Source organism: Limosilactobacillus sp. C0001E2 (genome assembly GCF_056590915.1).
The window spans coordinates 196,711-218,316 of record NZ_JBWPXC010000003.1 but is presented as its reverse complement, the minus strand read 5'-3'; the positions used below and the strand labels follow the sequence as shown (position 1 = coordinate 218,316).

Sequence of the window (21,606 nt, the reverse complement as noted above, 5' to 3'; positions counted from 1 at the left end):
CTCGTCAACATGGTGATGCCGTTTTGGTGTTTTTAGTAACCCGGCTGCGAGGGTGAACGATCCAATCATCATGCACGAATGTGACCTTACAATCGGATTATTTTACTCCAACTAATAATATTGGAGGAATTTATTTATGTCTCGTTATACAGGTCCAAGTTGGCGATTATCTCGTCGCCTTGGTGTTTCACTTTCAGGTACTGGTAAGGAATTAGCTCGGCGTCCATACGCTCCTGGTGATCATGGTAATGATCGTCGTGGTAGCTTATCTGAATACGGTACTCAATTACGTGAAAAGCAAAAGCTTCGTTTCATGTATGGTTTGACTGAACGTCAATTCCGGAACCTCTTCAAGCGTGCCGGTAAGATCAAGGAAGGTACTCACGGTACTAACTTCATGGTTCTTTTGGAACGTCGGCTGGACAACATGGTTTACCGTTTAGGTTTGGCTACTACCCGTCGTCAAGCACGTCAATTGGTTAACCACGGTCACATTACCGTTAATGGCAAGCGCGTTGACATTCCTTCATATGAAGTTTCAGTTGACCAAGTAATTGGTGTTCGCGAAAAGTCTAAGGACTTAGACATTATTAAGAACGCGGTTGACGCTGTGGTTGCTCGTCCTTCATATGTTGAATTTGATGCTGACAAGCTCGAAGGTAAGTTAGTTCGTCTTCCAGCACGTGAAGATATGAACGCTGATATTGATGAAGCTCTGATCGTTGAATTCTACAACAAGCTTTAATCATCATTATCCATATCAAAAAGATCGGGATTCATTCCCGGTCTTTTTTGTTACAATAGCCTTATTATAAAGGAGCGCTGGTAATATGACTGAAGAACATTCAAATGTGGAACAACGACTGCAAAATGGAATCTATGGTTCCCCGAAAATTAAGCCCGATGAACAGCGTCGATACCTAGGTACGTTTCGTGAACGAATGTGGTTGACGATTTCCGTTGCTGAGGCTAAACAACAAGACTGGTCTGACGCCCTTCGCCAAGAACTCACTATTCATCCTGACAGTTTGGTTATCATTAATGGTAATATTGACGACTCGCTTACCCGTAACTACCTAACGGTCGCCAATAACGCAAATGTGCAATTTACGATTAAGACCGGGACCGAAACTAAAACTGGCGATGATGATCTGGCCGTAATTGTGACGGATCACAAAGCTGTTTACCAATCACCGGTAGATGTCAGCAAAAAGTATGGTCAGCAATCGCCTCAAGATGATCAGCAAACTAAACACCATCCATCACTTTTAAAAAGAATTTTTCATCTATAGAAAGGAGGCTTTCATGTGGAACCGTTAGCCTATCGAATGCGCCCACGAACAATTGAAGAAGTGGTTGGCCAACAACACCTGGTGGGGCCTGGAAAAATCATTTGGCGAATGGTCCAAGCTAAGATGCTTTCGTCGATGATTCTCTACGGACCACCCGGCACTGGCAAAACCAGTATTGCCAGTGCCATCGCCGGTTCTACCAAGTATGCTTTCCGCACCTTAAATGCCGCTACTGATAGCAAGAAAGATCTCCAAATTGTGGCAGAAGAAGCCAAGATGAGTGGAACTGTGATTTTACTACTGGATGAAATTCACCGGTTAGACAAGGCTAAACAAGATTTCCTCTTGCCCCATTTAGAGAGTGGTAAAATCGTCCTCATCGGTGCGACAACTGAAAATCCATATATTAATATCAACCCAGCTATCCGGAGTCGGACGCAAATTTTTGAAGTCCACCCCCTTAAAACTAGTGAAATGCGCGTGGCCGTTGAACGTGCTCTTCAGGATCCAAAACGTGGCCTAGGTAAATTACCCATTCAAATGGATGACGATGCGGAAACACAATTATTAACTGCCACCAACGGTGATTTACGGAGTGCTCTTAATGGCCTTGAGTTAGCTGCTAAATCAACCTCACCGAATGACGCAGGTAAAATTCATTTAACCCTACCCATCATCGAAGAAAGTGTTCAGAAACGGAGCCTCGTTGCTGATAAAAATGGTGATGGCCATTATGATACCGTTTCTGCGTTTCAAAAGTCGATTCGCGGAAGTGATGTCGACGCTGCCCTTCACTACCTTGCACGTCTTATTGAAGCGGGTGATTTGCCAAGTATTGCTCGACGGCTCAGTGTGATTGCCTATGAAGATGTTGGGTTAGCAAATCCTCCCGCTTGTGAGCGAACCATTCTTGCTATTCAAGCGGCGGAACGATTAGGGTTCCCTGAAGGACGGATTCCACTCGCAAATGCGGTCATTGAACTTTGCTTGTCTCCCAAATCAAATTCTGCCATCACGGCCATTGATGCTGCTCTATCACGGCTTCATCAGGGGCACTACGGTAGTATTCCAGATCACCTCAAAGATGCTCATTATCAAGGTGCTGCCAAGCTTGGTCACGGAACAGATTATAAATATCCGCATGACTACCCTGAAGATTGGGTTCGTCAACAATACTTACCGACGGCCATTAAAGATGATCAATATTATCATCCAAAGTACAATGGGCGCTTTGAAACGGCATACGCAAAGCAATATCAGGCGTTGCGCAATGCTCAGGGAAAACAGTCTTAATTGCACATCCATAAATAATATGCTAGGATTTGGGTAAGGGAATTCTATTGTGTACGCTTTGTTCATTTCACAGGTTTGCCTTACAACCATTTTGTATCGGGATCAGCGTTAACACAGTGGCCAACATGCCCTTTCATTCGGTAGTTGAAAATTGTGCACCAGATCCCACCTGTCTTAACTACAGGTCAACACTGTCGAACAGATAACGGCATAAACGGAGTTCTCCGTACATAGAGGGGCTGATCTATATCAGCCCCTTTTTGTTTAGAGTTTCTTTACGAAGATTACAAAAATGGTGTAAAATAATGGTAACAAATGTACAGGAGGTTGTTATCATGGTTGTACAACAATATCGGCGTATTTTAGTTCCAGTTGATGGTTCCGAAGAAGCTGAATTAGCTTTCAAGAAGTCAGTTGCCTTTGCCAAGCGAAATGGTGATGAAACTGAACTCCACTTGCTTCACGTTATTGATACGCGGGCGTTCCAAAACATTTCAAGTTTTGACAGTTCAATGGTTGAACAGGTAACTAAGACTGCTAAGAAGACCCTTGATGAATATGTAGATTATGCAAAGAAGCAGGGCGTTGCTAAAGTTAGCTACACCATCGAATATGGGGCACCAAAGACGATCATTGCTCGTGATGTTCCCCAAAAATTAAATGCTGATTTGATTATGATTGGGGCCACTGGTTTAAATGCCGTTGAACGAATCTTAATCGGTTCAGTAACTGAATTCGTTACACGGACCGCGGTTTGTGATGTGATGGTCATTCGGACTAATTTGGACAACAAGCCAGTAGCAGTTCCTAAAAAGTAAACTATACAATTAAAAAAGAGGATAACGATTTCACATCAAGTGATTTCGTTATCCTCTTTTTTTAGTTTTAACCAATCTTCTTAACGAGATCCTGGTCATCTGCTGCTAAAGCAACATTTTTAGCAATCACCATTGAATCCTTGGCTGCTTGCCGTTGTCCACCCACCATCTGGGCTTGAGCAATCAGGTAATAATAATTATCTAATAGGAAGAATGATTCATTTTCCCGACAAATCTTAATCCCCCGTTGAGCCATTTTGATAGCATCTTTCCATTGCTTCAAACTAATGTATAATTCAGCGATGTTACGGTAAATTACTTGCCATTGACGTTGTCCACCGGTCATTTGTTTTTCGTCAATTAAACTAACTGCCCTTTGGACAAATTTGAGTGCTCGTGCTTGGTTATTTAACTTTTCATAGGCGATTGCCATTCCGACAGTCGTTAAAGCCCAGTAGATATTGGCACTCATGGTTGAAAATTGCGTCAAAATCAATTCAAAGTTAAAGATTGCATCATCAACTTGATCTGTTTCAACTTGGTACATCCCAACCAAGTAGTAATACCGCTGCTTATCAAATTCATTTTCCAAATTCTTAACTTTGATCTTTGTCAGCATTTTCTTAGCATCGGCGTAATTTTCGTGAACGACAGCATTTTCAATTTGATCGAATAATAGTGTCATCGAATTATTGTCATCTTCAACGATTTCACTTACGTCAATATCCAGTCGGCCACAAATTGCGGTCAAAATGTTCATCTTCGGAATTCGATCTTGTTTTTCCATCAAGCTAATTGTAGCCTGAGTACAAATTCCTACAGAAAGCGCAGTTTGTGAAAGCCCCCGCTTCCGCCGAATATTACGTAGCTTCTCTCCCTTTAATTTCATACGATCCCCTTCTAACATTAAAATATTCAAATTATCCTGCGATAATTTAGCAATATTAATCAAACTCATCAATATGCCAATTAATTTAACAAATGACCTATCTCCTGCTTAACTATTTCTAATTTTATAACTTTACTTACGAAATGTTAAGAATTATTGCCAATTATTTAATATTACAATTAATTAACAAACGATAAGAACCACTTGATAACTAAATCATAAATAAAACTACGATTATATGAAATACAATCGTAGTCCATCTAAATCTTAAATTATCTTAATTTGAATCTAATGATATTCCTTTTTTCCGACGTGCTCTTCGCCAAGTTCCTTAAAAGAGTACTTAATCTTGGAACGATGATTAAATTCTTCAATTCCTAACTCAATTAACTTATCAATCAATGTTGAGTAATCAATTCCAGAAACACTCCACATTTGCGGATACAAACTAATGTTGGTGAAGCCCGGTAAGGTATTAGGTTCACCTAAGTATGGAACATCATTCTCATCCACTAAGAAGTCAATCCGTGACAAGCCCTTCATATCCAATGCCTTATAAGCTTTTAAGGCCATTTCAGTAATCTCTCGGGTTAACTTTTCCGGTAAGATTACGGGAAGGTCAAAAACCACACCGGAAGCGTCCACAAATTTATTTTCATAATCATAGAACGCATCACCCTTTGGCACACGAACACCGCCCAACTTAGATGCAATTGGCTTTTCGTTTCCTAAAATGGAAATTTCCACCTCGCGAGGGTTATTGATGGCTTGCTCAACTAGCACCTTGTAATCATAGATGAAAGCATCATCAAGTGCCGCCTGGTACTCTTGCTCATTTTCAACCTTATGAATACCAACTGAAGATCCCTGCTTTGCTGGTTTTACAAATACGGTTGTGCCCAATTCATTTTCAATTGCTTGCCAATCGTACTGATCACGATTTTCTGGAGTTACTAATACGTATGGTGTATTCCGGACCCCGGCAAGATCTAAGATCCGCTTTGTATAATCCTTATCAAAGGACAAGGCGCTCGCCGTAATCCCAGAACCAACGTATGGCTTCTTCAACAGCCGGAAGAGTCCTTGCACCGTTCCATCTTCACCGAGGTTCCCATGAATTACTGGGAAGAAGAAGTCAATTGGCCCCGCAGTTCGTAAAGCTTCCAGTGGTGCTAATGGTGAATCCAAATCCATCGTGGCATATGCTTCCTTAACCACTTGGTCTTCTGGTTCACCATCAAAAATTCTTTGTGAAGCAGCATTATCAAGTAAGATCCCATCTTTGGTAAACATAAAAACCTTTACGTTATATTTATCCTTATCCATTCCGTCATAGATATTGTGTGCGGAACGCTTGGAAACATCATGCTCAGATGAATTACCACCAAAGAGCAGTGCAATATTAAGCTTTTTTTCTGTCATAAAAATACCACCTATTTTATTTTTTTATTTTTACCGAGTAACCTCAGTCCGTTTTACTGAACCCTAAGTATACCATACTCCTAATTAACTTGACTATGATCATCCTTAATTAATCGGTAACGATCGCCTTCATTACTTTTTCGGGCAGGTTACCGTCAATGATTAAACTCTGCATTAAGTGACGGTAATTGAATAATTGGACCCACTGAACCTTTGAATACGGATTAAAACTATTCAGTTCACTCCGCCAAACTTTTAGTTGCTCAATAAAGAAGTCTTGATATAACTGGTGTTGTTGGAAAAGCTTCAGTAAAAAGTTAGCCACATCTTCATTTTCACCCATTGCAAAAGAATGTTCAATTTTCTTATAGCCTTCTACTAAGGTCGCCATTAAGAAAATTTTATCACCGCGGACTAACTCGTCATGTTCGGCTAGTTCATTATTAAGGTTCGCCATTCCAGTAAATAAATGAACCCAACCGACACCCTCAACAAATCCACGGGTATCCCGTTCCAAAATTGCCATTAATCCAACCACATTTAAAAAGGATGAAATATCATCTTGGGTGAGGAAGAAGTATCCAGAACGATCGGCAATTAATATCAACCGTAAAATATTCACTGCAATCGAACGACCAAACGCAGCCTGATTAGTCGCCTGATCAATATGGGCCAACAAAATATCTGGTTGGCTAAAATGTTGAAATAGCGTTTTGAGTTGCGCTGTCGAAATTAGATTATTTTCTAATGCACTCTCGACCGTTACTAAAATCATCCGCCGAAAAGTAACAGATTTAGCGTTAGCAAACTTCAAAATGACGTTAATTAGTTCCGCATCAACTTGCGGATGCTGTCCAGACTGGACATCACTAACAAAATTAGTCAAAATTTGTTGATCGTGATGTTCTGGTTCAGCAATCTCAACTGGCGTACGGCTTTCGTGTTTCACATTCTCAATCAAGCTATCAATCTTGGGAATTGCACCAAGATAGATCTCCCCACTCACTAACTGCTGGTGGAGAGTGACTAATGCCGTCTGCACTTCAGTAATACTTCTTTTTACCATTTGACACTCCTCATTAATAACAAGAGGTCTAAACCCTACACAGATTCAGACCTTTGCTACTGTTCACTTTTTTAATTTCAAAATCCAGTCTTGACTGGTTAATTTTTGACTGTTAAGACCAGCAATCTGATCATTCACATCAACCACTTTACCGCTAACCGGCATTTTACAAGTTCCTAGCCAATTAGTAGCTTCAAGACTAATACATGGCATTCCATCAGTTAAAAGTGCACCACGATTAGGCAGGTCCAAAAAAGTTATCGTCCCCAACTCCTTAAGAAGTAGTGGCGAAAACTTTAAAATGAATTCTTCATCGTTCTCTTCGACTACCCACGGTTTTTCAAATTTAATCATCGAATCACCTAGTGAAATTCCTGATTACTGCTAAACATGTACGAATGGTGATGGTAACGCATCGACATGATCATACCAATCCCAATCAGGTTTCCAATTAATGAAGACCCTCCGGCTGAAATAAACGGTAACGGAATCCCCGTTAATGGTAATAGTCCAATATTCATTCCGATATTTTCAAACACGTGGAAAAGGATCATCATAATAACCCCCGTTGATACATAGGCATAAAATTCATTTTTCGTATCAAAGGTTACTCGGATCATCAGATAGATAAGTAATAAGTACAGCAAAATCAACAAGATGCTTCCTAAAAAGCCAAAGTTTTCACCAATTACTGAAAAAATCATATCTGATTCACGCACCGGTACGTACACGTGCGAGTTGTTGAATCCAGTTCCCATAATTCCACCAGAACCGACCGCTTTAATGCTTTGCCATAATTGATACCCTTGGTTAGTCGTATCCTTAGCTGGATTTAACCAGGTATCAACTCGATCAAACTGGTATGCTTGAAAGCCAACGTGTTCCAAAATTCGTCGTCCAACCGTACTCGTTACCATGGCTAATACAGAGCCACCAATTACGACCGCTCCAGCTGCAACTGGCGCGATGATCTTCCAAGTTACCCCAGAAACTAAAATCATTCCTGCAAAAATTGCGCAAAATACCAGAGCCGTCCCAAAGTCATTTTGAAGTTTTAATGAGATGAGGACTGGTAATAGCCATAGGACCATCGTTCCTATTAATTGCCAGTCATTTTTAACAGTGTGGACAGCATACTCACTATTGTGAGTAGTAATTACCCGCCCCATCATCAAAATATAGGCTGGCTTCATAATTTCTGAGGGCTGAAACGTAAACGGACCAACTGCAAACCAACTTTTGGCCCCCGTACTAGCGTAGTATGATCGACTGTAAAAAACTAGGATCGCATACATCAGGAAAATTCCTACCCAATACGCGATTGGTGCAATCTTCCACAGTTGTTCGGAATCAAATTGCATAATGACAATTACTAAAATGGTCCCAATTACATACCAAGCTAATTGTGTAACAACTTGTCGAACCACGCTCACTTGTTGACGATCGTGGGTCCCAGCTACGTAAATCGATGCTAAACCAATCAACGCTAACAGCAGTACGCAAAAGATAATTCCCCAGTCAATTCGCGACTCAATCTCTTCGCTTTGCGAACGTTGCATGTCCAGTCAACTTCCTTTCTCCCGCTAACAATTAGCGTTGATGTAAATGGTATTGTTGCAGGATTGTTTCCAACCCTTCTTCTTGTGATTGGACAATAAACTCTTGGTTGCCGCTCAAGAGAAGGGCCTTAAACCGGCTCTCCTCAGTTGTTACTTCACCAATCAGCTGTTTCCCAATGAAAACTTGTTGAATCGATTGATGATTTCGTTCAAGATCTTTAACGTTTACCTCAATATTTTTCTCTTTTTTTGCCACTTTTTCACCTGTACCTATCTAGTTATGTTTAAAAGTAAAATGAAGCGGAACCGGATCAATGCCGCCCTTTGCTAAAGGGTGACAACGCAGGATGCGTCCAATTCCTAAAAGAATGCCCTTTATCCCAAAACGCGCCACTGCTTGAATCATGTATTCAGAGCAGGTCGGTTCAAATCGACAGACCCGGTATGGTCGGCGGCGCGAAATACATTGTTGATACCACCGAACCGCCTTAATTAACCACTTCGCCATCAATCATTACTTCTTCCGCGAGAACCAGCTAGACTTAGCACCGCTATCACTAGCATTCTTTTGCATCCGCTCCAACATTTCTCCTGCACCCCTGACAACATTGTCTAATGGGTCTTGAGAAACCACCACTGGAACCTTTAAATTGTCGCTAAAGAGTTGGTCAACCCCATTTAATAGTGAAGTCCCACCAGTCAACATAATCCCGCGATCGATAATATCACTAGCTAATTCTGGTGGCACCGTTTCAAGAACAGAAATCGCTGCCTTGACAATTTGTTGAAGAGTATCATGAAGGGCTTCTTCAATCTCATTTTCATCCGTTTCGATTTGCCGTGGCATTCCACTGGTAACATCACGTCCCCGAACATCCATCTTCTTTGGGTCGTCCACTTTCAGGGCAGTCCCAAGCTTAATTTTAATTTGTTCAGCGGTATGTTCACCAATTATCAAGCCATGGTGATCTTTAATGTAGTTAGCAATATCTGCGTTTAACTTGTCCCCCGCCATTCGAATCGAACGGCTGGTTACAATATCACCTAATGATAGGACGGCAATATCACAGGTACCACCACCCATATCAATAACCATGTTACCGCTTGGCTTAAAGATATCTAGGCCTGCACCAATCGCCGCAACTTTTGGTTCATATTCAAGATAAACTTTGCCACCACCAGATTGTTCGGCCGCTTGAATAATCGCCTTTCTTTCAATTTCGGTAATGTTGGTTGGAGCACAAATCATAATGTTGGGCTTTGACATTACCCCTTTAACACTCAGTTTACCAATAAAGTAGGAAAGCATCTCTTGAGTCACATCAAAATCAGAAATGACCCCACTCTTCAATGGCCGAATCGCCCGAATATTACTTGGCGTCCGTCCCACCATCCGATATGCTTCTGATCCAACTGCCAACACCTTGTTGGTATTTGTATCAATTGCTACCACAGATGGTTCATTCAAGACAATTCCTTTTCCCTGAACATAAATTAGAACATTGGCTGTTCCCAGGTCAATTCCAATATCTTTTGCCATAATTTTCTCCTTTAATCATAAATAAATCGTTTGATATTATACCACATCACTACTCACAATGTTGGCTAGTAACACTTGGTAAACCGGACTTATTCAAAACTTAATTCAATCTTTGCGCCAAGTTCGATAAGTCGGTCAATTAGATGGACAAAACTGCCACCCGCAACCTCTGCTGGATTAATCGTTGTCACTTGATCTGCAACTAACGCATCCAGTAAAGCTAACAGCCCTGTAATTGGTGAGTTTGTCGTTACAACCGTTGGATACTGCTTTAGTGGTCCATGAATTACTAGCTGCCGTCCACCATATTTTAATTGCTCCTGTTGATCGGCGACTGCACATCCTAAAACATCTAACTCACTTTTAGAAAAGTTTGAAATTGTGGAAGTACCTTGAGCAACCATTTGAAGAGCCAATAACGCAATTTGCGTATATGATCCAGTAAATCGAATGATTTCAGGCTGAATGTCAATGGGTAGTTGTAATCTGGTACCGATTACTCGAATTCCATTCCGCTGAATAATCACCGTATTTCCCATCTGCTCTAAGTGATCAATCAAATGTTGGAGATGTACCTGCCGGGCACCACGGACAAGCACATCTCCCGCCGTGAGAGCACCGATGATTAGATAAACACTCGCCTCTTCTTGATCATCTAGTGCGTAATAATCGGTCGAATGTAAGAACGTTACTCCTTGGATTCGCAGCACCCTAGTTCCTGCACCATGAACCCGGGCCCCCATCTTATTGAGAACCTTTGCTAATTCGATTACTGCGGGATGATCATACGGGTTATTCAGAACCGTAATTCCCTGGGCCATGGTTGCCGCCATCATTAGTGTAAGGGTGGTTGTTAAAGTATCATTTTGTAAATCAATCTTCTGACCAATTAAATGATCTGCCGTAATATCAATCATTTCATTAGCAGTCGTCATCGTGGCACCCATTTGTGAAAGAAATTCACCAATCCGAATCATCGTTTGTTGATATTCAGGATTAACACCATTATCGACTAGTTGGACATGCCGACAGCGAGCTAAAATTGCTCCGGTAGCTAACAGTTCTTGACCACTAATTTTAACCGGCTCAATATGTCGTGTTGCATCCATCTTTAAAATTTGTTGATGGCGATCAAACTCAATTACAACGTTCAAAGATTGTAATAATTGATTCATAGCAACAACGTTCGCGGTGGCTGGAACATTATCAATAATGACCGTGCCGTGGGTTGATAGTAAACTAGCAGCTTGAATCGCCATAATCGTCTGTTGATCACCGCTTAATTCGACCTCGCCACGCAATGAATGATGACCTTGGATCAATAATTTAGTCATCCAACCCCTCCTTTTTAGCGCACCATATTTAGTAATCCATGTAGAACCATAAAGAACTCCGCAAAAAACGAGCCACAAGCATAGCCAATGGTAATCGCAAGTAGAACGATCATAGCTGGCAAGCCTTGTGGTGGATGGCGGAAAAACGTCTCCAAATGAAACGACTGAATGGCACGAAAAGTAATAATCGTAAACGTTAATTGTAAAATCAATGTCAAAACTGACTGCATTCCGTTGTACTGCATTTGATGCCTCCTCAACCAATTTATCTTACCATATTCATCAAGGAGCACCCCATCATCAACGTAAAGTTTAAATTTATATTAAAAAAATAGCTTGGCGTTGTGCCAAGCTACCTTTTTAATTTTCATTTGATACTCGTAACCGGTTAATTGCCCGTGCTAAGTGCACTTGACCACGAGACAATTCATCTGGGTCATTGACCTCACGAGCGTGTTGAATGGACTTTTCAGCCCTTGCTTTCGCATTTTGTGCTCGCTTGACATCAATATTCTTTTGCAATTCGGCACTATCAGCAATGACTTCGGCATGTTGTCCATCAAATTTAACGTAACCGCCGTTCACCGCAACAAAAGTGTCATGGTCGCCAGTATCCGCATGCTTAACAGTTAACTCACCAATCGTTAAGGACGCGATTAGCGGAAGGTGATCTGCCATCAATCCCATTTCACCAGTCCCGGTTGTCACAATCAACATAGTAGTTTCATCGTTATAAACCGTACCATCGGGAGTGATAATGCTAACGTGGAAAGTTGCATCAGCCATGATCATCCCTCCTAATCTTTAACTGCTGAGTCTTCTTGCATTTTCTTTGTTTTTGCCTTGACGTCATCAATATTACCAACCAACCGGAAAGCTTCTTCTGGAAGATCGTCATACTTTCCTTCAAGAATTTCCTTGAAGTCCTTTACGGTTTCCTTCAATGGTACATAGGCCCCTGGAGTACCCGTAAATTGTTCGGCAACACTAAAACTTTGGGATAAGAAGTTTTGAATCCGTCGTGCACGCGCCACGATCGTTTTTTCTTCATCAGATAATTCATCCATCCCTAGGATTGAGATGATATCTTGAAGTTCACGGTACCGTTGCAAGACGTGTTGAACTTCGGTTGCTACTTCATAGTGTTCCTTACCAACGATTTCTGGCGTTAAGGCCGTTGATGTCGATGCTAGTGGGTCCACGGCTGGATAAATCCCAATTTGCGTTAACCGACGTTCCAGGTTTGTAGTGGCATCCAAGTGGGCAAACGTAGTGGCCGGTGCTGGGTCGGTGTAATCGTCGGCCGGCACATAAACCGCTTGAATTGAAGTAATGGACCCCTTCTTAGTAGAAGTAATCCGTTCTTGCAGTTGACCCATTTCTGTTGCCAGAGTTGGTTGATACCCAACAGCTGAAGGAATCCGCCCCAGTAGAGCAGATACTTCTGAACCGGCTTGGGTAAACCGGAAGATGTTATCAATGAACAGCAAAACATCTTGCCCCTTCACATCACGGAAGTATTCAGCAATTGTTAAACCAGTCAAAGCAACCCGCATCCGGGCACCAGGTGGTTCGTTCATCTGACCATAAACCATGGCTGTCTTGTCAAGGACTCCAGAACCCTTCATTTCGTAGTACATGTCGTTACCTTCACGACTACGTTCACCAACACCGGTGAAAACTGAAATCCCGTTGTGTCCTTGGGCAATGTTATGGATTAATTCCTGAATTAAAACGGTCTTACCAACTCCGGCACCACCGAAGAGTCCAATCTTACCCCCACGAACGTAAGGAGCCAACAAATCAATAACCTTAATCCCAGTTTCCAGAATTTCAGTTTCGTTGTTCAGATCATCATACTTCGGTGCATCCCGGTGAATTGGCATCCGTTGAGCGTCTTCGCCAAATTCTGGTCCACCATCGATTGGTTCACCTAAGACATTAAACACCCGTCCGAGAGTATCGTCACCAACTGGCACACTAATTGAAGCACCAGTATTTTCAACGTCCATACCACGCTTTAAGCCGTCAGTACCATCCATCGCAATTGTCCGGACGACACCATCACCTAATTCAAGGGCCACTTCAACCGTTAAGGTCTTATCATCAGCCTCTTGAATCTTTAAAGCAGTATTAATCTCAGGGAGTTTTTCGTCTGCAGGAAATTCAACATCGACAACTGGTCCAATAACTTGGACAACTTTACCAGTAGTAATCATGTATTTCCTCCCATTTACGAATTATTCTTGTGCTGTCATTCCACCAGTAATTTCTGTTATTTCCGTGGTAATGGCAGCTTGACGTGCACGGTTATATTGCAACTGTAATGTCGCAATAATATCGTCAGCATTATCAGAAGCAGACTTCATAGCGTTAGCACTTGATGCGTGTTCCGACGTTTTAGCATCCAAAATCGCTCCATATACTAAACTGTTAGCATATTGGGGAACTAACAAACTAATCATCTGTAGTAAGCCCGGTTCAAGATCGTATTCTGCTTCGATATCTGCAGTTACACTTTCTTTTACCCGTTCATCTTCATGTTCCTCTAATGACTTTTGCGAAATTGGGAGGAACAATTCGGTTCGTTCATGCGAGACCATCCGGTTTACGAAATGGCTATACGAAATATATAGTTGATCATAAACCCCGTCCTCAAACATTTGAACAGCCTTTTTTACAATTCCTTCCACTTCACGATAGGTGGGCACGTCGCTCACACCCGTATACTCAAAGACAACATTCATTCCGCGTTTTTTGAAGAATTCCGTCCCGGTTTTTCCAACCGTGAGAAAAACGGTGTTATCTTTGGTGAGGCCATTCTTTTTCATTGTATCGAGGGTAGATTTAATGACGTTACTGTTGTAACTCCCCACCAATCCCCGATCAGATGTAATTACTAAAATACCGACCTTTTTTACCGGGCGCTCATCAAATAGCGAGCCAATTTCAGCCCCTATTTTCTCAGCATTTTCTCTGTTTTTTAGAGTGGCAATATGAGATTTAACCAGGCTTGCCAAAATTGCCTTGACCTCATCAGCATAAACTTGATAGGTCTTGGTATGGCTTTGAACTTGGTTCAACTTTGCCGTAGAAACCATCTGCATTGCGGTTGTAATCTGACGCGTACTCCGCGTTGAATCCAACCGACGCTTAACTGCAGCTAATGATGCTGGCACTAAATCTCACCATCCTTTCTTAAACGTCAGTATTTAGTCTTCAGCCTCTTGTGCTTCATCTTGGCCAGTAGCGGTTGCCTTCTTTTGATCACTGGTTTCAAAGGTGTCCTTAAAGGAACTAATTGCTTGATCCAGTGCGTCTCCTTCTGGCAACTTACCAGTTGACTTAATTTGATCATACAAGTCTTGGTGGTTAGCACGCATAAAGTTAGCTAACTCACTTTCAAACCGCAGAATATCATCAACAGGTAAACTATCCAAGTAACCATGGCCAAGGGCATACAGGGTCACAACTTGTTGTTCAACTGGTTGTGGCTGGTGTAAACCTTGTTTCAAGACTTCAACCGTCCGTTCACCACGGGCCAGCTTAGCTTGGGTAGCAGCATCCAAGTCAGAACCGAATTGGGCAAACGAAGCCAGTTCGTTATAGGAAGCAATATCCAAACGTAAGGTCCCAGATACTTTCTTCATCGCCTTAACTTGGGCATCACCACCAACCCGTGAAACCGAAGCCCCGGCATCAATGGCTGGTCGTTGTCCAGCATAGAATGAATCCGCATTTAAGAAGATTTGACCATCAGTAATGGAAATAACGTTCGTTGAAATATAAGCAGACACGTCACCGGCTTGCGTTTGAATGATTGGTAGGGCCGTCATTGATCCCCCACCCAAGTCATCTGATAACCGGGCTGCCCGTTCTAGCAACCGTGAGTGAGTGTAGAAAATATCACCAGGGTATGCTTCACGACCAGGTGGCCGCCGTAAAATCAATGAAAGTTCACGGTAAGCATCCGCTTGCTTTGATAAATCATCATAGATAATCAAAACGTCCCGACCATTGTACATGAACTCTTCACCCATAGCGGCACCTGCATATGGCGCAATATATAGCAATGGAGCCGGGTTAGAAGCAGAAGCAGATACAACAATCGTGTAATCCAGGGCACCATAACGCCGTAAAGTTTCTACTGCTGCCCGAACCGTTGATTCCTTTTGACCAATTGCGACATAGATACAAATCATGTCTTGATCTTTTTGATTAATAATTGTGTCAATGGCGATTGAAGTCTTACCAGTCTTCCGGTCACCGATAATCAATTCACGTTGACCACGACCGATTGGTACTAATGCATCAATCACCTTAATCCCGGTTTGGAGCGGTTCAGAGACACTCTTCCGTTCCATAACATCGGGAGCCTTCTTTTCAATTGGACGTGTCTTGTCGGTTTTAATTTCGCCAAGACCGTCAATTGGTCGTCCTAAAGGATCCACAACCCGACCGAGTAAGGCATCGCCAACAGGGACTTCCATGATTCGACCAGTCCGCTTGACTGTATCTCCTTCACGAATTCCTGTATAGTCACCTAGAACAACGATACCGACGTTGTTCGATTCGAGGTTTTGGGCCATCCCGTAGACGCCATTATCAAATTCGAGCAACTCACCAGCCATGGCATTTTCAAGCCCGTCGGCACGAGCAACACCATCACCTACGTAAGTCACAGTTCCCGTTTCTTCAACGGAGATTGTGTCTTGGTAGTTGGCAAGTTGCTTCTTGATGAGTGAACTGATTTCCTCAGTTTTAATGCTCATACAAATCTCACCTCTTCAAGTACAAAACAACCTAATTAACAAGTAACCGACGCATTTTCTCCAACTTTGTTTTTAGACTACCATCAAGTGTCTGACTGCCGACTTTGACAATCAATCCACCAATAATTTGTGGATTAACTGTTTCATTTAGTACGACTTTGTTGGCACCTAAACGATGTGCTAATGTTTCAGCTAGTTTATTACGTCTTTCTTTATCCAGTTGCACGGCAGAGACGACATCAGCATGAATCCGTTTGTGTGCTTGGTCATACTGTGTTTCAAACTCATCAATAATTGCAACCATTTCGTCCATTCGACCATAATCGAAGACCATTTGAATTAAGTTAGCTACCAATTGACTGGCACCCTGCTTTAATTCATTAACCATCGCCACTTTTTGGTCTTGACTTAAATTGGTTCCACTAAGGGCCCGTTGCAGACCCGCGTTCTGCTCGAAAACAGTCCGCAGTGCAACAAGTTCTTGATAAGTCTGTTCAAGTTGGTCGTCAGTATCAACCAATTCAAATAATGCCTTGGCATACCGCTTAGCAACCGTCTTCTTATCAAGACTCATTTTTTACTCAACCCTTCAATGTAAGAATCAATTAACTGTTGTTGATCGTCCGCATTTAATTGCTTATTAATCAACTTAGCCGCAATTTCAAGAGATAGGTTTGCAACGTCATCCTTTGCGCCATTCAGTGCATCTTGACGTGCTTGTTCAGCGTCACGTTGTGCTTGTTCTTGAATGGATTGCGCGTTTTGATGAGCTTCATCCACGATTTGGTTACGAAGATTTTCACCATTTTTCCGTGCTTCATCCACAATTTGGGTGGCTTCTTGCTTTGAGCCTTGTAATTCAGCTTGCCGTTGAGCAGCTAACTTCGCAGCATCCTTGCGATCTTTGGCGGCACTATCAATATCATCAGCAATCTTATTCGCCCGTTTTTCCATCATTTCGGTAACCGGCTTCCATGCAAAGTGCCAAACTAATAGTGCCAAGATAATGAATGAAATTAAGTAAAATAACATATCACCCATGTATAAGCTGTTTGATTCAGCCAGAACTAGCATTCATGACACCTCCTTTCCTATTCTTTAAAGCGCTTCTGTCGTCACTACTTGTTCATAACCAAGAAGGCAACAACGATTGCCAAAATAGGAACCCCTTCAATCAAACCAACACCGATAAACATCGTTGTCCGGAGCTGACTTGCCATTTGTGGCTGACGAGCCATTGAATCAACAGTATGAGAAATAACTAATCCGTTTCCGTAACCAGTAGCGAGCGCTGCACAAGCGGCAGCAATACCAGCAGCAATTGCACCCATTTTTGAGTACCTCCTTAAAATTATATAAGTACTAATCCCCAGAAACCTTCCGAGAAATATAAACCGTTGTTAATGTTACAAAGACATAAGCTTGGATTGCACCAATAAACACTGAGAATCCTTGCCAAATCATTTCAACTGGCAAACTAACAATGATTGTTGGCCATCCGTGCGAGAAAGCCATTTTACCAAGCAAGCCTAGCAAAAGTTCCCCAGCATAAATGTTACCAAAAATCCGGAGACCCAATGTTAAGAAGTTACTTACTTCTTCAATTAGGTTAATTGGCAACATCAATGCACTTGGCGAAACGAATTCAGCAAAGTATCCTTTAATACCATTGTGAACCATTCCAGCAAAGTGTGAGAGAACGATCACCATCAGTGAGAACGTCAAGGTAATCACTGGATCGGCCGTTGGACTTTTAACCAATTCATGACCGTTCCAACCAACCTGAAGAAAGAGTCCCAATTGGTTGGCAACGAAGATGAAAATAAACAGAATGAAAATGAAGTAGCTGTATGCACCGCTAATGTCACGATTCATCTGGCCGCGCACAATCCCATTCGTAAATTCAACCAGCCATTCAAGAACATTTTGACCACCCTTTGGCTTCATTTGGATATGTCGTGACAACCCAAACAATAAGCAAAAGACGATTACACAGACAACTAGTCCAGAAATCATATTGGTGATATTAAATGTCAGGCCAAAAAGGTTAAAAGTATAAGCATCACCGCCCATTCATATTCCACCTCTTTTCCTCATAACATAAAATAAGGTCTGTAAAGTTGAGAAATGTAATGACAAGACTCAAATTACAGACCTAAATATATCATTTTTTAATCTAAATATCAAAGGCCCACCGATGAATTCTGACTCTTGACCAAGATGTAAAATGATAAAATTATTAGATGTTTTAATCTATTTTTCATCATTTCGTTCACTAGCCGCTTCTTGCGGCAAAATCAAGTTCAAGGCAATGCCGAGAACTGCCGCTACGGCGAGACCAGAAAATTGATATTGACCTAATTTCAGATAAGCATTACCAATCCCAATCACTAGTATAACTGAAGAAATCATCAAATTCCGCTTCTTGTTAAAATCAATTTGATCTTCAATCATTACTCGCAGACCGCTTGAAGCAATGACCCCGAATAAGAGGAAGGAAATCCCCCCAATTACTGGTGAAGGAATTGATTCAATTAACGCACTTAATTTACCAACGAAGCTAAAGAACACTGCAAAGAGGGCCGCTCCAGCAATAACGTAGACACTGTGGACCTTCGTAATTGCTAAAACTCCAATATTTTCACCATAACTAGTGACTGGCGGTCCACCAACAAATCCTGCAATAATGGATGCCGTCCCATCACCGGCGAGAGTGTGGTTCAATCCGGGATTCTTAAAGTAGTTTCGTTCCGTTAATTCGTTTAACACCATAATGTGGCCAAGGTGTTCAGTCATTGTTACAAAGGCGATTGGAGCCATACTAAGAATTGCTCCCCAATAAAACTTTGGCACGTAGTTGACAAATGGTACTTGGAATTTAGGGAGGCTAAACCAGTGTGCCGCCATTACCGGGCTAAAGTCCACAATTCCAAATAAAACTGCAATGACGTAGCCAAAAACAATTCCCATCAAAATTGGGATCAATCCCAAAAAGCCCTTAAAGTACATATTAAATGCTACCGTCAACAACATCGTAAGCATGGCAACAGCAAAGAAACGAATATCATAATGTCCATTATTAATCGTTGCGTCCTTCGCCGCCGTACCGGCAAGCGACAAACCAATTACCATTACTACCGGTCCAACAACAATCGGTGGCAAAATCCGGTCAATCCAATCTGAGCCGAAGAAACTAACAATTAAAGCGACAATTAAGTAGACACAACCTACTGCAACCGTCCCTTGGGCAATCCCCGGATATCCCGTTGTCTTCATCAGTGCCATCATCGGAACCACAAATGAGAAACTTGATCCCATGTAGGCAGGAATTTTATGCCGCGTAATCAGCAGGTACATTAGAGTCCCCACCCCTGAACTAAATAGTGCAATTCCGGGATTTAACCCCACCAGAATTGGTACCAGCACGGTCGACCCAAACATTGAGAACATGTGCTGCAGGGATAAGCCAAACCATTGCCCTGCTTTTGGCCGTTCATCAACGTCCAGAACTACGTCGCGTCGTTTTGCCATTGCAACTCGCTCCTTCCAAAAAATAAACCCTTAGGTTCGAGAACCCAAGGGTTTACGTTCACGGAAAGCAATCCACTCCGTGCCTATTTAAACGTACTACCTTTGAGGCCTCTCTGGACCTAATTAAAGGATAATTATTCATTGCCTGTATCATACTGACTTTCCTTGTCCTTGTCAACACCTTTTCGCGAATTCCAAATCACAAGGCCACTAGTAATTGGAACTGCAATAATAATCCCGATAAACGAAATTAAGACCGTTACTAATTCAGTCACCAGTAATTTATTATTAAAAATTGCGCCAAACGAATAGTTAAGTCCGCAAAACCAGACAAAAAGAGCTAAAAAATTACCTAGAAAGCCCAGTAATAATGTATTCAATGTTGTGCCGATAATATGCTGACCAATTTGCAAGCCACTTGTTAGCAAAGCAGTAGCTTTAAGTAATGGTTGGCCAGTAATAATTTCTCTAAGGCCACTAGCTAAGGCAATTGTGAGTTCTGCCACTGCTCCTAAGCAGCTTAAAATCATTGTCATTTCGCCCACTTTGACATAATTAATCCCAATCAGAATGGACATTCCTTCCAATTCATTGCTATTCTCCAGACTGAACCCGGTAGCTTGAACAAAGTGCTCTGTTAATAATACTAAGCCTACCACCATGATCATGACAATGAATGCTGCTTCAAAAGCACTGACACTGACTCGAAGATCTTCAGTCCCCATAAAAATGGTCGTTGCAAGAATTAACGTTCCTAAAACAAGTGTCACCCAAAGCGGCGCCACATGGAGAGCAACTAAAACTAAGCCAATATAGAAGTAACAAAAATTCAGAAACAAGCTTAAAAACGTTATCCAGCCCTGTCGACCACCGACAATGATCATTAAGATAAGCAGAATCAGGCCTAGTGCAGTAATTGTACTCATTTTGTACCCTCCTTTGCGATCAACAAAGATGTCACTAGACTGACCACTGGGATAGTTACCACAATGCCAATTCCAGAAACTAAACTTTGGGCAACCCCTAGACTCATCGTCATGCTAAAGGTATAACCCCATGAGTTTCCATTACGCAGCATCAAAACTGCGTTGGTCAGTGTTGAAAACAGAAAAATCATTAAAAGAATGTTAGTCAGCGGACCCATGACTGTTTGACCGACTTGCCGTCCTACATCAAAGAGTTTACGCCATGGAACCTGGGGATCCAGTCGTTTAACTTCGAACATCATGGCTAAAATATCACTTGATTCATCCATTACTGCTCCTAAACAACCGATCATGATCTCTGCTAAATATAATAATCGGTAATTTTGGGTAACAAACTGCATCGCCTCATAGTAAATCCCGCGTTCATTGGTTAGCGAACTAACCAATAAAAAAGTTCCTAATGATATACCAACACCCATCATTGTAGCTAACAGCGTGGCAAAAGTCTGTTTATTCCAACCATAAACAAATGTGAGTGTTGATAAAGCCATCAAAAACGAGAATCCTGCAAAAATTGGAAGGATATATTGAGCCTGCGTTGCAATGTCAATCTGGATTGCCACGATGAATAAGCCAACGTTAAGCAATGCTGATAATAACGCAAATACTCCGACCTTGCCCATCATAATGATTAACAATAAAATCACTAACCAAGTTAAAATAACGACCGTCGTATCACGCTTTAATCCAGTTACGTTAGCAGTTAAGTGACCGTGGTCACTTCGCAATTGAGTTAAAAAAGCCTGTTGGCCACGCCGGTACTTTTGATCCATGCCGCCTGACTTTGAATATGTATTATTGACTGTCACCCGTTGCCCACGATAACGACCGTTCATCATTTTCATGGTGACCCGTTGCTTAAATTGTTGATCTCGATTATTAAACTGATCTTGTGTTTTTTGTTGATGGGTCACTTGTACACTCACTACTTTACCAATTGGGCGTTGGTAAAATCGCTGATTATTACAGCTCCAAATAATACTAACTACAGCACCAATAATCAGTAAGCATACTAGCCAGCAGCGTCGCGACCATTTCACTCGTGATTTTAGCATTAAATCGCTTCTTTCTATAACAGCTATTTTACGCTGGATCATTTTCCTG

At 41.8% G+C, this 21,606-nt stretch carries 25 protein-coding genes; 4 read left to right on the top strand and 21 right to left on the bottom strand.

What is annotated here, in order from left to right; genetic code table 11:
* The first annotated feature begins 136 nt into the window (after nt 1-136).
* The 4 genes from rpsD (at nt 137) to AC1EKL_RS04840 (ending at nt 3,403) form a co-directional block, all read left to right on the top strand.
* Nucleotides 137-745, top strand: coding sequence for a 30S ribosomal protein S4 (gene rpsD / locus AC1EKL_RS04855; RefSeq protein ID WP_480188680.1), 609 nt, complete (start codon nt 137-139; stop codon nt 743-745).
* 85 nt (nt 746-830) lie between these two features.
* Entirely contained in the window at nt 831-1,292 is a 462-nt protein-coding gene (locus AC1EKL_RS04850; protein ID WP_480188679.1) for a YueI family protein, read from the top strand.
* A 36-nt stretch (nt 1,293-1,328) separates the two neighbouring features.
* The gene (locus AC1EKL_RS04845) at nt 1,329-2,585 is read left to right on the top strand and encodes a replication-associated recombination protein A (RefSeq protein ID WP_480188746.1); all 1,257 of its coding nucleotides are present in this window, start codon (nt 1,329-1,331) and stop codon (nt 2,583-2,585) included.
* 335 nt (nt 2,586-2,920) lie between these two features.
* Nucleotides 2,921-3,403, top strand: coding sequence for a universal stress protein (locus AC1EKL_RS04840; protein WP_480188678.1), 483 nt, complete (start codon nt 2,921-2,923; stop codon nt 3,401-3,403).
* A gap of 67 nt (nt 3,404-3,470) precedes the next feature.
* On the opposite strand, the gene AC1EKL_RS04835 is transcribed toward AC1EKL_RS04840, so the two are convergent.
* The 21 genes from AC1EKL_RS04835 to AC1EKL_RS04735 form a co-directional block, all read right to left on the bottom strand.
* On the bottom strand, nt 3,471-4,292 hold the full coding sequence (locus AC1EKL_RS04835; protein ID WP_040455973.1) for a helix-turn-helix domain-containing protein: 822 nt from the start codon (nt 4,290-4,292) through the stop codon (nt 3,471-3,473).
* 288 nt (nt 4,293-4,580) lie between these two features.
* Nucleotides 4,581-5,714 carry a D-alanine--D-alanine ligase family protein gene (locus AC1EKL_RS04830; protein ID WP_480190020.1) on the bottom strand — a complete coding sequence of 378 codons (1,134 nt, stop codon included), beginning with the start codon at nt 5,712-5,714 and terminating at the stop codon, nt 4,581-4,583.
* 109 nt (nt 5,715-5,823) lie between these two features.
* Nucleotides 5,824-6,780, bottom strand: a complete 957-nt coding sequence (locus AC1EKL_RS04825; RefSeq protein ID WP_480188676.1) for a DUF2785 domain-containing protein — start codon at nt 6,778-6,780, stop codon at nt 5,824-5,826.
* A 63-nt stretch (nt 6,781-6,843) separates the two neighbouring features.
* On the bottom strand, nt 6,844-7,134 hold the full coding sequence (locus tag AC1EKL_RS04820; protein WP_480188675.1) for a biotin/lipoyl attachment domain-containing protein: 291 nt from the start codon (nt 7,132-7,134) through the stop codon (nt 6,844-6,846).
* 8 nt (nt 7,135-7,142) lie between these two features.
* Nucleotides 7,143-8,339, bottom strand: coding sequence for an FtsW/RodA/SpoVE family cell cycle protein (locus tag AC1EKL_RS04815; protein ID WP_006916884.1), 1,197 nt, complete (start codon nt 8,337-8,339; stop codon nt 7,143-7,145).
* Between the two features lie 31 nt (nt 8,340-8,370).
* The gene (locus AC1EKL_RS04810; RefSeq protein WP_006916885.1) at nt 8,371-8,595 is read right to left on the bottom strand and encodes a DUF2969 domain-containing protein; all 225 of its coding nucleotides are present in this window, start codon (nt 8,593-8,595) and stop codon (nt 8,371-8,373) included.
* A gap of 18 nt (nt 8,596-8,613) precedes the next feature.
* A complete protein-coding gene (gene yidD / locus AC1EKL_RS04805; protein ID WP_480188674.1) occupies nt 8,614-8,847 on the bottom strand; it encodes a membrane protein insertion efficiency factor YidD in 234 nt (77 codons plus the stop codon).
* A gap of 6 nt (nt 8,848-8,853) precedes the next feature.
* Nucleotides 8,854-9,879 (bottom strand): rod shape-determining protein MreB, encoded by a 1,026-nt coding sequence (gene mreB / locus AC1EKL_RS04800; protein ID WP_480190222.1) that lies wholly within the window; start codon nt 9,877-9,879, stop codon nt 8,854-8,856.
* An 89-nt stretch (nt 9,880-9,968) separates the two neighbouring features.
* Nucleotides 9,969-11,213 carry a hypothetical protein gene (locus AC1EKL_RS04795; RefSeq protein ID WP_480188672.1) on the bottom strand — a complete coding sequence of 415 codons (1,245 nt, stop codon included), beginning with the start codon at nt 11,211-11,213 and terminating at the stop codon, nt 9,969-9,971.
* A 14-nt stretch (nt 11,214-11,227) separates the two neighbouring features.
* Nucleotides 11,228-11,458 (bottom strand): DUF1146 family protein, encoded by a 231-nt coding sequence (locus AC1EKL_RS04790; protein WP_480188671.1) that lies wholly within the window; start codon nt 11,456-11,458, stop codon nt 11,228-11,230.
* Nucleotides 11,459-11,573: 115 nt separating this feature from the next.
* Nucleotides 11,574-11,999: a F0F1 ATP synthase subunit epsilon gene (locus AC1EKL_RS04785; protein WP_480188670.1), complete on the bottom strand. Its 426-nt coding sequence runs from the start codon at nt 11,997-11,999 to the stop codon at nt 11,574-11,576.
* An 11-nt stretch (nt 12,000-12,010) separates the two neighbouring features.
* Complete coding sequence (gene atpD / locus AC1EKL_RS04780; protein WP_480190230.1) at nt 12,011-13,429, bottom strand: F0F1 ATP synthase subunit beta; 1,419 nt, start codon at nt 13,427-13,429, stop codon at nt 12,011-12,013.
* Between the two features lie 24 nt (nt 13,430-13,453).
* Nucleotides 13,454-14,392, bottom strand: coding sequence for a F0F1 ATP synthase subunit gamma (locus AC1EKL_RS04775; protein WP_006916892.1), 939 nt, complete (start codon nt 14,390-14,392; stop codon nt 13,454-13,456).
* Between the two features lie 33 nt (nt 14,393-14,425).
* Complete coding sequence (gene atpA, locus AC1EKL_RS04770) at nt 14,426-15,985, bottom strand: F0F1 ATP synthase subunit alpha (RefSeq protein WP_480188669.1); 1,560 nt, start codon at nt 15,983-15,985, stop codon at nt 14,426-14,428.
* Between the two features lie 31 nt (nt 15,986-16,016).
* Nucleotides 16,017-16,559, bottom strand: a complete 543-nt coding sequence (gene atpH, locus AC1EKL_RS04765) for an ATP synthase F1 subunit delta (RefSeq protein WP_480188668.1) — start codon at nt 16,557-16,559, stop codon at nt 16,017-16,019.
* The gene (atpF, locus tag AC1EKL_RS04760) at nt 16,556-17,059 is read right to left on the bottom strand and encodes a F0F1 ATP synthase subunit B (RefSeq protein ID WP_006916895.1); all 504 of its coding nucleotides are present in this window, start codon (nt 17,057-17,059) and stop codon (nt 16,556-16,558) included. Before atpF ends, atpH begins: the two co-directional genes overlap by 4 nt.
* 44 nt (nt 17,060-17,103) lie before the next feature.
* Nucleotides 17,104-17,316 carry a F0F1 ATP synthase subunit C gene (atpE, locus tag AC1EKL_RS04755; protein ID WP_480188667.1) on the bottom strand — a complete coding sequence of 71 codons (213 nt, stop codon included), beginning with the start codon at nt 17,314-17,316 and terminating at the stop codon, nt 17,104-17,106.
* Between the two features lie 31 nt (nt 17,317-17,347).
* The gene (gene atpB / locus AC1EKL_RS04750; protein ID WP_006916897.1) at nt 17,348-18,058 is read right to left on the bottom strand and encodes a F0F1 ATP synthase subunit A; all 711 of its coding nucleotides are present in this window, start codon (nt 18,056-18,058) and stop codon (nt 17,348-17,350) included.
* Nucleotides 18,059-18,238: 180 nt separating this feature from the next.
* The gene (locus tag AC1EKL_RS04745; RefSeq protein WP_480188666.1) at nt 18,239-19,516 is read right to left on the bottom strand and encodes a uracil-xanthine permease family protein; all 1,278 of its coding nucleotides are present in this window, start codon (nt 19,514-19,516) and stop codon (nt 18,239-18,241) included.
* A 134-nt stretch (nt 19,517-19,650) separates the two neighbouring features.
* Nucleotides 19,651-20,442, bottom strand: coding sequence for a YibE/F family protein (locus AC1EKL_RS04740; protein WP_480188665.1), 792 nt, complete (start codon nt 20,440-20,442; stop codon nt 19,651-19,653).
* The gene (locus AC1EKL_RS04735) at nt 20,439-21,557 is read right to left on the bottom strand and encodes a YibE/F family protein (RefSeq protein WP_480188664.1); all 1,119 of its coding nucleotides are present in this window, start codon (nt 21,555-21,557) and stop codon (nt 20,439-20,441) included. Before AC1EKL_RS04735 ends, AC1EKL_RS04740 begins: the two co-directional genes overlap by 4 nt.
* Nucleotides 21,558-21,606: the final 49 nt, after the last annotated feature.

Excerpts from the sequence above, each read along its gene's own strand:
- atpA (WP_480188669.1), bottom strand. The coding sequence starts at position 15,985 with ATGAGCATTAAAACTGAGGAAATCAGTTCACTCATCAAGAAGCAACTT.
- AC1EKL_RS04820 (WP_480188675.1), bottom strand. The coding sequence starts at position 7,134 with ATGATTAAATTTGAAAAACCGTGGGTAGTCGAAGAGAACGATGAAGAA.
- atpH (WP_480188668.1), bottom strand. The coding sequence starts at position 16,559 with ATGAGTCTTGATAAGAAGACGGTTGCTAAGCGGTATGCCAAGGCATTA.
- atpF (WP_006916895.1), bottom strand. The coding sequence starts at position 17,059 with ATGCTAGTTCTGGCTGAATCAAACAGCTTATACATGGGTGATATGTTA.
- AC1EKL_RS04790 (WP_480188671.1), bottom strand. The coding sequence starts at position 11,458 with ATGCAGTACAACGGAATGCAGTCAGTTTTGACATTGATTTTACAATTA.
- AC1EKL_RS04835 (WP_040455973.1), bottom strand. The coding sequence starts at position 4,292 with ATGAAATTAAAGGGAGAGAAGCTACGTAATATTCGGCGGAAGCGGGGG.
- AC1EKL_RS04825 (WP_480188676.1), bottom strand. The coding sequence starts at position 6,780 with ATGGTAAAAAGAAGTATTACTGAAGTGCAGACGGCATTAGTCACTCTC.
- AC1EKL_RS04850 (WP_480188679.1), top strand. The coding sequence starts at position 831 with ATGACTGAAGAACATTCAAATGTGGAACAACGACTGCAAAATGGAATC.
- AC1EKL_RS04845 (WP_480188746.1), top strand. The coding sequence starts at position 1,329 with ATGCGCCCACGAACAATTGAAGAAGTGGTTGGCCAACAACACCTGGTG.
- AC1EKL_RS04735 (WP_480188664.1), bottom strand. The coding sequence starts at position 21,557 with ATGCTAAAATCACGAGTGAAATGGTCGCGACGCTGCTGGCTAGTATGC.
- atpE (WP_480188667.1), bottom strand. The coding sequence starts at position 17,316 with ATGGGTGCAATTGCTGCTGGTATTGCTGCCGCTTGTGCAGCGCTCGCT.
- AC1EKL_RS04815 (WP_006916884.1), bottom strand. The coding sequence starts at position 8,339 with ATGCAACGTTCGCAAAGCGAAGAGATTGAGTCGCGAATTGACTGGGGA.
- rpsD (WP_480188680.1), top strand. The coding sequence starts at position 137 with ATGTCTCGTTATACAGGTCCAAGTTGGCGATTATCTCGTCGCCTTGGT.
- AC1EKL_RS04740 (WP_480188665.1), bottom strand. The coding sequence starts at position 20,442 with ATGAGTACAATTACTGCACTAGGCCTGATTCTGCTTATCTTAATGATC.
- AC1EKL_RS04795 (WP_480188672.1), bottom strand. The coding sequence starts at position 11,213 with ATGACTAAATTATTGATCCAAGGTCATCATTCATTGCGTGGCGAGGTC.
- AC1EKL_RS04830 (WP_480190020.1), bottom strand. The coding sequence starts at position 5,714 with ATGACAGAAAAAAAGCTTAATATTGCACTGCTCTTTGGTGGTAATTCA.
- AC1EKL_RS04745 (WP_480188666.1), bottom strand. The coding sequence starts at position 19,516 with ATGGCAAAACGACGCGACGTAGTTCTGGACGTTGATGAACGGCCAAAA.
- AC1EKL_RS04840 (WP_480188678.1), top strand. The coding sequence starts at position 2,921 with ATGGTTGTACAACAATATCGGCGTATTTTAGTTCCAGTTGATGGTTCC.
- mreB (WP_480190222.1), bottom strand. The coding sequence starts at position 9,879 with ATGGCAAAAGATATTGGAATTGACCTGGGAACAGCCAATGTTCTAATT.
- atpB (WP_006916897.1), bottom strand. The coding sequence starts at position 18,058 with ATGGGCGGTGATGCTTATACTTTTAACCTTTTTGGCCTGACATTTAAT.
- yidD (WP_480188674.1), bottom strand. The coding sequence starts at position 8,847 with ATGGCGAAGTGGTTAATTAAGGCGGTTCGGTGGTATCAACAATGTATT.
- AC1EKL_RS04785 (WP_480188670.1), bottom strand. The coding sequence starts at position 11,999 with ATGGCTGATGCAACTTTCCACGTTAGCATTATCACTCCCGATGGTACG.